The sequence below is a fragment of the Mycobacterium sp. genome, assembly GCF_051006775.1.
In the GTDB taxonomy this organism is placed as follows: Bacteria; Actinomycetota; Actinomycetes; order Mycobacteriales; family Mycobacteriaceae; genus Mycobacterium.
The window spans coordinates 15,579-29,101 of the sequence record NZ_JBPCSX010000062.1; the positions used below are offsets into that span (position 1 = coordinate 15,579).

General features: G+C 66.4%; 13 protein-coding genes. 4 read left to right on the plus strand and 9 right to left on the minus strand.

What is annotated here, in order from left to right; all coding sequences use genetic code 11:
* Window positions 1–3: 3 nt before the first annotated feature.
* From cysW to ACR2JI_RS05030, 4 genes are all read right to left on the minus strand, one after another.
* Window positions 4–819 carry a sulfate ABC transporter permease subunit CysW gene (gene cysW / locus ACR2JI_RS05015; protein WP_526388660.1) on the minus strand — a complete coding sequence of 272 codons (816 nt, stop codon included), beginning with the start codon at window positions 817–819 and terminating at the stop codon, window positions 4–6.
* Entirely contained in the window at window positions 816–1,694 is an 879-nt protein-coding gene (cysT, locus tag ACR2JI_RS05020) for a sulfate ABC transporter permease subunit CysT (protein ID WP_526388662.1), read from the minus strand. Before cysT ends, cysW begins: the two co-directional genes overlap by 4 nt.
* Window positions 1,691–2,737 (minus strand): sulfate ABC transporter substrate-binding protein, encoded by a 1,047-nt coding sequence (locus ACR2JI_RS05025; protein WP_526388664.1) that lies wholly within the window; start codon window positions 2,735–2,737, stop codon window positions 1,691–1,693. The genes cysT and ACR2JI_RS05025 overlap by 4 nt, the downstream gene beginning before the upstream one ends.
* A 300-nt stretch (window positions 2,738–3,037) precedes the next feature.
* On the minus strand, window positions 3,038–3,232 hold the full coding sequence (locus tag ACR2JI_RS05030) for a hypothetical protein (RefSeq protein WP_526388666.1): 195 nt from the start codon (window positions 3,230–3,232) through the stop codon (window positions 3,038–3,040).
* An 86-nt stretch (window positions 3,233–3,318) separates the two neighbouring features.
* Here ACR2JI_RS05030 and ACR2JI_RS05035 point away from each other — a divergent pair, with 86 nt between their 5' ends.
* Complete coding sequence (locus ACR2JI_RS05035; protein WP_526388668.1) at window positions 3,319–5,280, plus strand: glycoside hydrolase family 15 protein; 1,962 nt, start codon at window positions 3,319–3,321, stop codon at window positions 5,278–5,280.
* Here ACR2JI_RS05035 and ACR2JI_RS05040 read toward each other — a convergent pair whose 3' ends face one another.
* Window positions 5,281–5,913, minus strand: coding sequence for a sensor domain-containing protein (locus ACR2JI_RS05040; protein ID WP_526388670.1), 633 nt, complete (start codon window positions 5,911–5,913; stop codon window positions 5,281–5,283).
* Between the two features lie 76 nt (window positions 5,914–5,989).
* Window positions 5,990–7,924, minus strand: coding sequence for a translation elongation factor 4 (gene lepA, locus ACR2JI_RS05045; RefSeq protein ID WP_526388672.1), 1,935 nt, complete (start codon window positions 7,922–7,924; stop codon window positions 5,990–5,992).
* 44 nt (window positions 7,925–7,968) lie between these two features.
* On the opposite strand from lepA, the gene ACR2JI_RS05050 reads away from it, so the two are divergent.
* The gene (locus tag ACR2JI_RS05050; protein ID WP_526388674.1) at window positions 7,969–8,586 is read left to right on the plus strand and encodes a type II toxin-antitoxin system PemK/MazF family toxin; all 618 of its coding nucleotides are present in this window, start codon (window positions 7,969–7,971) and stop codon (window positions 8,584–8,586) included.
* A 104-nt stretch (window positions 8,587–8,690) separates the two neighbouring features.
* Complete coding sequence (locus ACR2JI_RS05055) at window positions 8,691–9,512, plus strand: ribonuclease Z (protein ID WP_526388682.1); 822 nt, start codon at window positions 8,691–8,693, stop codon at window positions 9,510–9,512.
* On the opposite strand, the gene ACR2JI_RS05060 is transcribed toward ACR2JI_RS05055, so the two are convergent.
* Genes ACR2JI_RS05060 through ACR2JI_RS05070 form a run of 3 tightly spaced genes read right to left on the minus strand, consistent with a single transcriptional unit; the run spans window position 9,509 to window position 12,881 of the window.
* On the minus strand, window positions 9,509–10,348 hold the full coding sequence (locus ACR2JI_RS05060; RefSeq protein WP_526388676.1) for a transglutaminase-like domain-containing protein: 840 nt from the start codon (window positions 10,346–10,348) through the stop codon (window positions 9,509–9,511). The two genes, ACR2JI_RS05055 and ACR2JI_RS05060, sit on opposite strands and share 4 nt — an antisense overlap.
* Entirely contained in the window at window positions 10,348–11,325 is a 978-nt protein-coding gene (locus ACR2JI_RS05065) for an alpha-E domain-containing protein (RefSeq protein ID WP_526388678.1), read from the minus strand. Before ACR2JI_RS05065 ends, ACR2JI_RS05060 begins: the two co-directional genes overlap by 1 nt.
* A complete protein-coding gene (locus tag ACR2JI_RS05070) occupies window positions 11,325–12,881 on the minus strand; it encodes a circularly permuted type 2 ATP-grasp protein (RefSeq protein ID WP_526388684.1) in 1,557 nt (518 codons plus the stop codon). The genes ACR2JI_RS05065 and ACR2JI_RS05070 overlap by 1 nt, the downstream gene beginning before the upstream one ends.
* A gap of 260 nt (window positions 12,882–13,141) precedes the next feature.
* Between ACR2JI_RS05070 and rpsT the strand changes: the two genes are divergently transcribed.
* On the plus strand, window positions 13,142–13,402 hold the full coding sequence (gene rpsT, locus ACR2JI_RS05075) for a 30S ribosomal protein S20 (RefSeq protein WP_526388680.1): 261 nt from the start codon (window positions 13,142–13,144) through the stop codon (window positions 13,400–13,402).
* Window positions 13,403–13,523: the final 121 nt, after the last annotated feature.

The window sequence follows — 13,523 nt, forward strand, 5'->3', positions numbered from 1 at the left end:
CCCTCACTGCTCAATCGCCTTGGCGCGCCGGGAATCCAAAACCACCTGGACGATCAGAACGATGACGGCGACGGCCATCAGCAGCGTGGAAATGGCGTAGGCACCGTATTCCGCTCCGCGATTGTATCGGTCGGAGACCAACAGGGTCAGCGTCTGCGACTGGCCGGGCATGTTGGACGCCACCATGATCACCGCGCCGAACTCGCCCAATGTGCGGGCAACCGTCAGAACGACACCGTAGGTCAGCCCCCACCGGATCGAGGGAAGGGTGATCCGCCAGAACGTCTGCCACCAGTTGGCCCCCAGCGTGGCCGCCGCCTGCTCCTGGTCGGTGCCCAGTTCGTGCAACACCGGTTCGACTTCGCGGATCACGAAGGGCACGGTGACGAAGATGCTCGCCAGCACGATGCCGGGGAAACCGAAAATGATCCTGAAGCCGAGGTCGTTCTGCACGAAACCGAAGATGCCCGCGCTTCCCCACAGCAGGATCAACGCAACACCGACAACCACCGGTGACACCGCGAACGGTAGATCGACGACCGCCTGCAGCACCGACTTGCCGCGGAACCTGTTGCGGGCCAGTACCAGCGCGGTGGGCAGACCGAAGATCACGTTCAGCGGAACCACGATCGCGACAACCAAGAGCGAAAGTTGTAGAGCAGAGATGGCCGCCGGTGTGCTGACGGAGGCGAAGAACGCGCCAATGCCCGGTTCGAGCGTCCGCCAGAGGATCAGACCGACCGGCACCGCCACCAGCACCAGTATGTAGCCGAGCGCCAGGTAGCGGATCAGATAGCGGACGAACGGCGTCAGGATCATTCAGCGAGTTCCTCACGCTTGGCAGATCGCGAACCGACCGCGCGGAGGATGAACAGGACCAGGAACGAGATGGCCAGCAGCACAATCGAAATCGCGGCAGCACCGGTCCGGTCGTCGTTCTCGATCAGGGTACGAATCCACTGCGAGGAGACTTCGGTCTCCCCCGGCACCGCACCGCCGATCAGGACGACGGACCCGAACTCGCCGATGGCGCGGGAGAATGCCAGCCCCGCCCCGGACAGCAGTGCGGGCAGTAGCGCCGGAAGGATGACCCTGGTGAAGATCATCGGGTTGGTGGCTCCCAACGATGCCGCAGCCTCCTCGACTTCCCGGTCCAGTTCGAGAAGCACCGGTTGCACGGAGCGCACCACGTACGGCAGCGTGACGAACAGTAGCGCCACCCCCACGCCCCATTTGGTGTGCTGCAGATGCAGATTCACCGGGCTACGCGGACCGTAAAGCGCCAGCATCACCAGGCTGGCCACGATGGTGGGCAACGCGAACGGAAGGTCGATCACCGCGTCCACCAACCGCTTACCCGGGAAGTCATCGCGGGTGAGAACCCAGGCGACCAGGAGTCCGAAAACACCGTTGATGATGGTGACGCCGATCGAGATGCTCAGGGTGACCTTGAACGAGTCCAGCGCGGCGTTGGAGGTGACGGCCAGCCAGAAGGCATGCCAGCCGCCCTTGGCCGACTGCCACACGATCGCGGCCAACGGCAGCAGCACGATCAGGCTCAGCCAGATCGAGGCCGCACCCACCCGCACGGCGGTGGTGCCGCGCCGCCGTGCCGGCGACCCAGACAGGCGGCCCGGGTCACCGTCGCCGGTGACTCGGGCCGCCTGAAGGTAGGGCTCGGCAGCAGCCGTCATCCAGTGGCCTTCTTGTAGATGGTCGTGATGGCTCCATTCTCCTTGTCGAACAGAGCAGCATCGACAGTCTTCCATCCGCCCAGATCAGCGATGGTCCAGAGCTTCTCCGGGGCCGGGAATTCCTTGGCGAAATCGCCGGCCACGGCCGGGTCGACCGGACGGAAGCCCGCCTCGGCCCAGATCTTCTGACCCTCCGGGGTGAACAGGAAGTTCTTCAGCGCAGCAGCCTTGTCGAGGTGGGCGCTGGTGCTGACCACCGCCACCGGGTTCTCGATCTTGAACGTCTGTGCCGGATTGACGTGCTCGACCGCTATCTCCCCTTTTTCGGCACCCTGCCGCTCAATGTTGATCGCCTCGTTCTCGTAGCTGATCAAGACATCGCCGGTGCCCTGCAGGAATACGTCGGTGGCCTCACGTCCGGAACCAGGCCGGGTCTTGACATGCTCGGAGACCAGCTTGCTCACGTAGTCCAGACCGGCCTGCTGATCCTGGCCGCCGTTGCTCTTGGCCGCGTACGGCGCCAGCAGATTCCACTTGGCCGACCCCGAACTCAGCGGGCTGGGCGTGACGACCTCGATACCGGGTGCCAGCAGGTCATCCCAGCCTTTGATGTTCTTCGGGTTGCCTTTGCGAACCACCAGCGAGACCACCGAGCCGAACGGGATGCCCCTGGTGACATCGGCGTTCCAGTCCGCCGCCACCTTGTTGGCCTTGACCAGCCGGGACACATCGGGTTCGACCGAGAAGTTCACGATGTCGGCGGGCTTGCCGTCGGCGACAGCGCGGGACTGGTCGCCAGAGGCGCCGTAGGAGGTCGTGACGGCGAGGCCTTTACCCGCTGGCGTGGCGATGAACGCGGGAATGATCTTGCTCCAGCCAGGTTCCGGCACCGCGTAGGCAACCAGATTCAGGGTCGTATCGGCATCCTTGGCGCCGCTGTCGCCGGCGACATCGCTGGCACCGCCGCCACTGCAGGCGGCCAGTACGGTCGCGGTGGCGGCGATGGCCGCGGCAGTGCGCCAGCGGTGTGCGGTGGAGGTCATGGGTAAGGCCTTTCTCGTTGGGTTATTTCCGGGGGCTGGCCCGTCACAACGACAATGGCGGTGATTCGGCGTGCAGAAAGGCCGACTGACTCCATGACCGCGAACGGGGGAGGTGTCAGCGACAACAGAAGACGACGGCAGACGCCACCTGGGCGCTGGTGAAACCGGTCGTCGAAAGCACGGTCGGGAGCCTAACAGAGCACCCGGGCACCGGCCGTCAACGATTGAGCAGCCACACCACGACGACGAGGACCAGCAGTGCGACCAGCGCGAGGGTGACCCGGGACCGGGGCAGGCCGCTCACGGCGCCGTCTCCCGATCGCTGCGCAGCCGCCCCAATGCCGCTATACCCCGGCCCAGCAGGGCATCTGCTCCGACCGCGATCCCATAGGCCAGGGCCAGCGCCACCGGCATGACGATCACGGTCTGCAAGACGAACCCGAGCCCGGACAGCCACAGTTCGGCACCGTCCCACCAGCTCAGCAACCCGTTCACCCCGCCAGCCTATGCCCCGGTGACACCCGATCGGCGATCTGGACCGATCCGTGGACGCGGCGGGCCGCGGCGGCGATCATGTTGGGATGGTTGCCCAGGTTCCGATCACGGTGAGGCAAAGTGCGACAGATCTCCCCGGGGCGTCGCGCAGCCCGTTCCCACCGATCGCCGATTACGCGTTCCTGTCCGACTGCGAGAACACCTGTCTGGTATCGGCGGCCGGTGCGGTCGAGTGGATGTGCGTGCCGCGGCCGGACTCCCCCAGCGTTTTCGGGGCGATCCTGGACCGGGGGGCCGGGCACTTCCGGCTGGGCCCGTACGGGGTGACGGTGCCGGCCGCCCGCCGGTATCTGCCGGGCAGCCTGATCATGGAGACCACCTGGCAGACGCCGACCGGCTGGTTGATCGTGCGCGACGCACTGGCGATGGGTCCCTGGCATGACCTGGAGGCACGGTCGAACACCCATCGCCGCACCCCGATGGACTGGGACGCCGAACACATCCTGCTGCGCACGGTGCGATGTGTGAGCGGCACGGTCGAGGTGGTGATGAACTGCGAGCCGTCGTTCGACTACGGACGGATCAACGCCGCCTGGGAGTACTCCGCCGACGCCTACGGCGAGGCGGTCGCCACCGCCCGCACCGATCCCGACGCCAACCCCGAACTGCGGCTGACCACCAACCTGCGGATCGGCCTGGAAGGCCGCGAGGCGCGCGCCCGCACCCGGCTCAAAGAGGGGGACAACGCCTTCGTCGCGCTGTCCTGGTCGAAGCATCCCGCGCCGCAGACCTATGAGGAAGCCGCTGAGAAGATGTGGCAGACCAGTGAGGCCTGGCGGCAGTGGATCAATGTCGGGCATTTTCCCGATCACCCGTGGCGGGCCTATCTGCAACGCAGCGCGCTGACGTTGAAGGGACTCACCTACTCCCCAACCGGTGCCCTGCTGGCAGCGAGCACCACCTCGCTGCCGGAAACCCCTGGGGGCGTGCGCAACTGGGACTATCGCTATGCCTGGGTGCGGGACTCCACCTTCGCCCTGTGGGGCCTCTACACCCTGGGGTTGGACCGCGAGGCCGACGACTTCTTCTCCTTCATCGCCGACGTGTCCGGAGCAAACAACGGTGAGCAGCACCCGTTGCAGGTGATGTACGCCGTGGGCGGGGAACGCGAACTGGTGGAGGGCGAACTCAATCATCTCTCCGGCTACAACGGCGCCCGCCCGGTCCGAATCGGCAACGGCGCCTATAACCAACGGCAGCATGACATCTGGGGGACCATGCTGGATTCGGTCTACCTGCACTGCAAGTCACGGGAGAACATCTCCGACTCGCTGTGGCCGGTGCTCAAGGAACAGGTCGAGGAGGCCATCAAGCACTGGCGCGAGCCGGACCGGGGAATCTGGGAGGTTCGTGGTGAGCCGCAGCACTTCACCTCATCGAAGGTGATGTGCTGGGTGGCACTGGATCGCGGCGCGAAACTCGCTGAGCTGCGAGGGTCATTCGATTACGCGCAGGAGTGGCGGGCGATCGCCGATGAGATCAAGGCCGATATCCTGGCCAACGGGGTGGACTCCCGCGGGGTCTTCACCCAGCGCTACGGCGACGACGCGCTCGACGCCTCGCTGCTGCTGGTTGTGCTGCTGCGGTTCCTACCGTCCGATGACCCCCGGGTGCGGGCCACCGTGCTGGCGATCGCCGACGAACTCACCGAGGACGGTCTGGTGCTGCGCTACCGGGTGCACGAGACCGATGACGGTCTGAGCGGCGAGGAGGGCTCGTTCACGATCTGCTCGTTCTGGCTGGTTTCGGCACTGGTGGAGATCGGCGAGGTGAGCCGCGCGCGACATCTGTGCGAACGACTGCTGTCCTTCGCCAGCCCACTGCACCTCTATGCCGAGGAGATCGAACCCAGGACCGGCCGGCATCTCGGGAACTTCCCGCAGGCGTTCACCCACCTGGCCTTGATCAACGCAGTGGTGCACGTCATCCGGGCCGAGGAGCAGGCCGACAGCACCGGCGGATTCCAGCCGGCCAACTCCCCGACCTGATCAGCGTCCCTGGGTGATCCTGTCCAGCATCAGCCGGACCAGATCCGCCGCCCGAGCGCCGGGCACCCGCCGTTGTGGATCGGGGTCGGTGATCGCGATGTCGACGTCGACGATGCAGTCGGCTGCCACACCCACGGCATGTTCGGTGGGGAACTGCTCTCCCCCGCCGGCATCGCTGAGGATGGTGGCCGTCAGAACCGGGCCCAGCACCCGCACATCGGTCACGGTCAACTCCAGACCGTGCATCGTCACCGTTGTCCGGTCGCATCCCCGCCACCTGGTGACGAACGTGGCGAAGGTCCGGGAGGCCGCCTCCTCGGAGTCCATCAGAACCACACCGGCCTCCGCACTGGAGGCGGTCAGGCCCCGACCGAAGCGGGCGTAGTCCTGCCAGGCCGCCGCCTGCACGCCCCCACTCTCGTAGACCACCCGCATCAACGGCGTGACCGCACCGAGGCAGTCCAGTGGGGTGGCGTCATCGCTGGTTCGAATCCCGTTGGGAAGAACGGAGATCGAGCCGACCTTCGGCGGGCCGGGCGCATCAAGTGGGTTGCCGACGGCCATCGACACCTCGTCAGCGGTGGGCAGTGCCTCGATCAGTGCGGCGGCCGGAGAGTACTGGCGGCGCGCCACGCCGTCGACGGTGGACGAACAGCCCGCCGCGGCGCACACAACCACCGCGAAAACGGCCCATGCCTTGATGGACCGCCTACTTCCGCGACTTGTCGCCGGACTTGTCACCGGCCGACTCGCTGGACAGGGCGGCGACGAAGGCCTCCTGCGGGACATCGACCCGGCCGATGGTCTTCATCCGCTTCTTGCCCTCCTTCTGCTTCTCCAGCAGCTTGCGCTTACGGGTGATGTCGCCGCCGTAGCACTTGGCGAGCACGTCCTTGCGGATGGCCCGAATGTTCTCGCGGGCAATGATTTTGGAGCCCACGGCAGCCTGGATGGGCACCTCGAACTGCTGGCGCGGAATCAGATCCTTGAGCTTCACGGTCATCCTGTTGCCGTAGGCCTGAGCGGAGTCCTTGTGGACGATCGCACTGAAGGCGTCCACCGCCTCGCCCTGCAGCAGGATGTCGACCTTGACCAGTGCGGCCTCCTGTTCGCCGGCCTCCTCGTAATCGAGGCTGGCGTAACCGCGGGTGCGCGACTTCAGCGCGTCGAAGAAGTCGAAGATGATCTCCCCCATCGGCATCGTGTAGCGCAACTCGACCCGCTCCGGGGACAGGTAGTCCATGCCGCCGAGTTCGCCGCGGCGGGACTGGCACAACTCCATGATGGTGCCGATGAACTCGCTCGGGGAGATCACCGTGCACTTGACGATCGGCTCGTAGATCTCCCGCATCTTGCCGTCGGGCCAGTCCGAGGGGTTCGTCACGACCTTCTCGGCGCCGTCCTCGGCGATCACCCGATAGACCACGTTGGGCGCCGTCGAGATGAGATCGAGGTCGAACTCCCGCTCGAGGCGTTCCCGGGTGATCTCCATGTGCAGCAGGCCGAGGAAGCCACACCGGAAGCCGAAGCCCAGCGCCACCGAGGTCTCCGGCTCGTAGGTCAGCGCGGCGTCATTGAGTTGAAGCTTGTCCAGTGCCTCCCGCAGGTTCGGATAGTCCGACCCGTCAACGGGATACAGGCCGGAGTAGACCATCGGCTTGGGCTCGCGGTATCCGGTGAGTGCCTCGGTGGCGCCGTGACGGGCACTGGTGACGGTGTCGCCGACTTTGGACTGCCGGACGTCCTTCACCCCGGTGATGAGATAGCCGACCTCGCCGACGCCGAGGCCGACGGTGGGTTTGGGCTCCGGGGAGACGATGCCGACCTCGAGCAATTCGTGGGTGGCGCCGGTCGACATCATCTTGATCTTCTCGCGCGGCGTGATCTTGCCGTCGACGACGCGAACATAGGTGACCACGCCCCGATAGATGTCGTACACCGAGTCGAAGATCATCGCCCGGGCGGGCGCATCGGCGTCGCCGGTGGGTGCGGGGACCTTGCGCACAACCTCGTCGAGCAGTTCCGCCACTCCCTCACCGGTCTTGCCGGACACCCGCAGCACCTCGGAGGGTTCGCAACCGATGATGTGGGCCAACTCAGCGGCGTAGCGCTCCGGGTCGGCGGCGGGCAGGTCGATCTTGTTGAGCACCGGGATGATCGTCAGGTCGCGATCCAGCGCCAGGTAGAGGTTGGCCAGGGTTTGAGCCTCGATGCCCTGGGCGGCGTCGACCAGTAGCACCGCACCCTCGCAGGCCTCCAGCGCGCGGGAGACCTCGTAGGTGAAGTCGACGTGACCGGGAGTGTCGATGAGGTGCAGGACCACCTGATCACCGGCATCCTCGCCGGCGGACACCGTCCAGGGCAGCCGGACGTTCTGCGCCTTGATGGTGATCCCGCGCTCGCGTTCGATATCCATCCGATCCAGGTACTGCGCCCGCATATCGCGCTCGGCGACCACACCGGTCAGCTGCAGCATCCGATCGGCCAGCGTCGACTTGCCGTGATCAATGTGGGCGATGATGCAGAAGTTTCGAATCTGCGCCGGCGCGGTGAAGGTCTGGTCGGCGAAACTGCTGATGGGAATCTCCTGGTGAACCGTCGTGGGGTGGCTCCAGGGTATCCAGGCGGCGCCGTCGTCACACAATCGGCGCGGCCGCGGAGTTCTCCGGCTCGCCTATGCTCGGGCACATGGCGTCGCAGTGGAAGACGTTTCAGCAGATTCTGAGGGGCACCGAGCACCTGGTGTTCAACGAGGCCCCCAAATTGCTGCGTCAACTTCAGGAGCCGCAGGGCGTTCAGCGGACCATCCAGCAGGGCCTCCGGATGGGCCTGGAAGCCATCATCGGCGGCCCGGTCTTCGATCAGCCCATCGCGATCACCTCCGGCCGGCCGGTCACCGACAGCAGTTCACCCACCGCGCACCGGGCCCGCCGGGTCCAGTACGCGCCAGACCTGGACGGCCAGGCCGATCCCGGGGAGATCGTCTGGACCTGGGTCGTCTTCGAGGATGACCCCACCCGCGGCAAGGATCGCCCGGTCCTGGTAGTCGGTCGGGAGAGCCGGACCCTGCTGGGTCTGATGCTGTCCAGCCAGATTCATCACGCCGATGACGCGACCTGGGTGGGTATCGGCTCCGGCGACTGGGACTCCGGTTATGGAGATGGCCAAGGCCGGCCCAGCTGGGTACGGCTGGACCGGGTCCTGGATGTGCCCGAGGAGGGCATCCGTCGGGAGGGCGCGATCCTGGACCACCCGACGTTCGAGATCATCGCCACCCGGCTGCGCACCGAGTACTCCTGGAGCTAGTCCCGCAGTTCCCGTGACCGATCTCACGTCGGGCGACAACTCTCACGTCGGGCGACAACGCCCCGCCCGACCGCGAGTGAAACCTCAGGAGTAAGACAGTGCAGATGGACGTAACCCTGCTCGGCACCGGCAGCCCGATGATCGACCCGAACCGCGCCGGGCCCTCGACCCTGGTGCAGGCCGCGGGGGCGGCCTTCCTGGTGGACTGCGGGCGGGGGGTGCTGATGCGCTTGGCCGCGGCCGGCGTGCAGGCCAACGGACTCACCGCCCTGCTGCTGACCCACCTGCACAGCGACCACATCACCGATCTGGCCGACGTGATCACCACCCGATGGATCACCAGTTTCGGCCCTGCCCCGCTGCCGATCATCGGCCCACCGGGCACCAGGGCGGTGGTGGATTCCATCCTCGCCGCGCTGGCCCCCGACATCTCCTATCGCATCGGCCACCATGCGGACATCACCGAGCCGCCGGCGCTGGACGTCCAGGAACATGTCGAAGGTCTGGTGTGGAACAGCGATGACGTGCGAATCACCGTCGCCCCCACCGACCACCGGCCGGTCGAACCCTCGATCGCCTTCCGGATCCATGCACCGGGAGCATCGGTGGTGCTGGCCGGGGACACCGTACCGTGTGCCACCCTGGACGAACTTGCCAGCGGTGCAAACGTTCTGGTGCACACCGTGATTCGCAAGGATCTGGTCGAGCAGATGCCCGTGCAGCGGATTCGGGACATTCTCGACTACCACTCATCGGTGGAGCAGGCCGCGGGTACCGCGGCGCGGGCCGGGGTGGACACCCTGGTGCTCACCCATTACGTCCCGGCACTGGTGCCCGGTCAGGAGGACCAGTGGCGCGCGCTGGCCGCCGCCGAGTTCAGCGGCCGGGTGGAGCTGGGCGACGACCTGCTGAAGGTGTCGGTTTAAGCCAGTCTGGTCATCTCGACGACCACGTCCAGATCGCTGGACCCCTGCCCCAGATAGATACCCTTCAGGGGCGCCACGTCAGCGTAGCTGCGGCCGTATCCGACGCTGACGTACTGCTCGTTGATGCCGGTGTCATTGGTCGGGTCATAGTTCCACCAGGCGCCGGTCCAGGCCTGGATCCAGGCGTGACTCTCGCCCTGGACCGCTTCACCGATTTCCGCGTCGTCCTTGGGGTGCAGATAGCCCGACACGTAGCGGGCCGGTATACCCAAGGCCCGCAACAGGATCAGGGTCAGGTGCGCGAAGTCCTGACAGACCCCCTGCCCCTCCTTGAGCGCATCCAGGCCCGATGAGTGCACACCGGTGCTGCCGGGGGTGTACGTGACCTGACTGCGCACCCAGTCGACCGCCCCGAGCACCGCCTCCCGGGGTTCATTCCCCTTGGCCAGCTGGCCGGCAACCCGGCCGATCCGCTTGCTGGCCGGGGTGTGCCCGGTCGGAATGAGGTACTCGTGATACCGGTCAGCGACCGCGCTGGACCGCACCCCGTTCCAGTCGAGCGCCTTGGTCAGCGGTTCGGGCTTGTCGGTCTCCACCACCGAGGAGGAGGTGACCTCCAACTCGATATGCGGGGCGTGCAGGTCGAAGGCGGTCACCAGCGTGCCCCAGTAATCGACGTAGCGGTACGACCGGGTGGCCGGCGCGGTTTCGACGCGGTTGATGATGACGTTCTGCCGGGAATCCGACCGCGGAGTGAGCCGGGCCTCGTTATAGGACGCGGTCACCGGCCCCTTGTATGCGTACCCGGTCTCGTGCACCACACGCATCCGCCACATCAGAGCTCCCCCGCCTCAAAGACCAGTTCGTCTGCCTGGCCGGCATCCGACCAGGCCACCCACAGCGTCGGCCGGAAGTACTGCAGCGCAAGGGCTTCGCCGACATCGCGGCAGGTGATCTGCAGGCCCGCGAGTCGTTCCTCCAGGGATTCCAGTAGGGCGCCGGGACGGACGAACTCCAACTCACTGCGGGCCCGGCCGAGTAGCCTGCGGGCTTCCGTGCCCGGCCCGGCCCGATGCGCCGGGCTCTTCATCAACTCGTCGAGGCTGTGCTCGGCCAGTTTGAGCGAGTAGAACGCCGACCGGGGGAACAACCGATCCAACAGCATGAACTCGACGACCCGGTTGGCGTCGAGCACGCCACGGTGGGTGCGCAGATAGGTGTCGTGGGCGCCGGCGGCACGCAGCACGCTGACCCAGGCCGGTGAGGACGCGCTGTCCCCCACCCGCGACAGCAGCAACCGCATCGTCATGTCGACCCGTTCCAGCGCGCGGCCGAGGACCAGGAAGCGGTAACCGTCATCACGGGACAGCGTGGAGTCCGACAGTCCGGCGAACATCGCGGCGCGACCTTCGATGAAGGTGAAGAATTCGTGCGGTCCGAGTCGCCGAGCCGCGCGCTCGCGTTCGGGCATGGCGTTGTAGGTGGTGTTGAGGCACTCCCACATATCGCTGGAGATGACCTCGCGGGCCGAGCGGGCATTCTCCCGGGCGGCGCTGATGGTGTCGACGATCGAGCACCCTCCCGGCACCCCGCGGCTGAATGCGACCAGATCCGTCAGCGACCACATGTCCAGCCGAGACGCCGGCGGTTCGATTCCCATGACGTCCAACAGGATTCGGGAGGCGTGGTCGGGGTCGACGCTGGAATCCTCGAGCAGCTGGTGAACCGTGACATCCAGAATGCGGGCGGTGTCATCGGCACGTTCGACATAGCGGCCGATCCAGTACAGCGCTTCGGCGTTGCGGGCGAGCATCAGCAGACCTCCCCGTCTTGTGCGGCCTGCTGCTGCTGTTGCTGTTGCTGTTGCTGCTGACCGGCAAGCGGCTGCTGCTGCAGCGGATGCAGGTCGGCGGCGGACATCGGCGAGCGCGGCAGACTGCGCACCACCTGGGCAGCGGAGAGTTCTCGCACCGCGGCCGAGGTGCGGGAGGCGAGCACCCAGGTGTCCTTGGATCCGCCACCCTGGCTGGAGTTGACCACCAGTGAGCCTTTGGTGAGCGCGACGCGGGTCAGGCCGCCCGGCAGCACCCACACCTTCTCGCCGTCGTTGACCGCGAACGGGCGCAGGTCGACATGCCGGGGCGTCAGGGTGTCACCGACCTTGGTCGGCACCGTCGAGAGTTGCACCACCGGCTGGGCGATCCAACCGCGCGGATCGGCGATGATCTTCTTGCGGACCGCCGCCAGTTCCTTCTCGGTTGCGCTGGGGCCGAACACGATTCCGTAACCGCCGGATCCCTCGACCGGTTTGATGACCAGTTCGTCGAGCCGGTCGAGCACCTCGACGCGTTCCTCGTCGAGCCAGCACCGCAGCGTGTCGACATTGGCCAGCAGCGGCTTCTCGCCGAGGTAGTACTCGATGATGGTGGGCACATAGGTGTAGACCAGCTTGTCGTCGCCGATACCGTTGCCGACCGCACTGGAGATCACCACGTTGCCGGCCCGGGCGGCGTTGAGAACGCCGGCCACCCCGAGCACCGAGTCCGGCCGGAACTGCATGGGGTCGAGGTACTCGTCGTCGATCCGGCGATAGATGACGTCGACCTGTCGCTCACCCTCGGTGGTGCGCATGTAGACGATGTTGTCGCGACAGAACAGATCGGGCCCCTCGACGAGTTCGACACCCATCTGACGGGCCAGCAGGGAGTGTTCGAAGTAGGCCGAGTTGAACGGTCCGGGTGTGAGCACCACGACGGTCGGATCGGACTCGTTGGTGGCCGCCGCGTTGCGCAGCGCGCGCAGTAGGTGTGACGGGTAGTCGTCGACCGAGCGGACGCGGTGCGTGCCGAACAGGTTCGGGAACACCCGGGTCATCACCCGGCGGTTCTCCATCACATAGGAGACCCCGGACGGGGAGCGCAGGTTGTCCTCCAGCACCCGGAAGATGCCCTGGGCGTCCCGGACGATGTCGATACCCGCCACATGGATGCGAACCCCGTTGGGCGGGCTGATTCCGGCGGCCTCACGGTGAAAGTGCTCGCAGGAGGTGACCAGCCGGCGCGGCAGCACCCCGTCGCGCAGGATCGCCTGGTCGCCGTAGATGTCGTCGAGGAAGCGCTCCAGGGCGACCACCCGCTGGGTGATACCGGCTTCGAGCTTCGACCATTCCGCCGCCGAGATCACCCGAGGCACCAGGTCCAGCGGGAACGGCCGCTCCTCCTGCCCGGAAAGGGCGAAGGTGATGCCCTGATCGACAAAGGCCCGGCCCAGTGCGTCGGCGCGGCCGCTCAGCTCTTCGCCGTTGGTGGGGGCGAGCTCGGAATAGATGCCCCGGTAGGGAGCTCTGACCCGCCCCTGACGGTCGAACATCTCGTCGAACGCGGCCGAGTAGGGCCCGAGGTCGCTGTAGCCGCCGAAGATCTCGGCGTCGTCGAGCACGGGCGGGGTGCCGCCCCGGGTGCCGCTAGCTGAAGTCACGGGTCACATGCTGCATCAGAATCCCCGTTTTCGCAGGCCGAAGGTCTCCACTTTGGGTCTGGAGCACCCATGCTGGTATTCTCGCAGGACGCTGTGAGGGCAGCTCGCCCCGGCATACAAGACCAGCTTTTGACCATTTAAGGAACTGACGCGTGGCCAACATCAAGTCGCAGAAGAAGCGAATCCTCACCAACGAGCGCCGTCGGCTGCGCAACAAGTCGGTGAAGTCCTCGCTGCACACCGCGATCCGCGCATTCCGCTCCGCCGCTTCCGAGGGCGATAAGGACAAGGCCGGCGAGTTGCTCGTCGCTACCAGCCGCAAGCTGGACAAGGCCGCCACCAAGGGTGTCATCCACAAGAACCAGGCCGCCAACAAGAAGTCCGCGCTGGCCCAGGCATTCAGCAAGCTCTGATCTTCCAGCAGTACCCGCGGCACCTGCGCACCCCGCCGCACTCGCACGCCCCCCGCACTCGCACGCCCCCCTACCCGCACGCCCCCGCACCCGCACGCCCCCCTACCCGCCGATCGTGAAG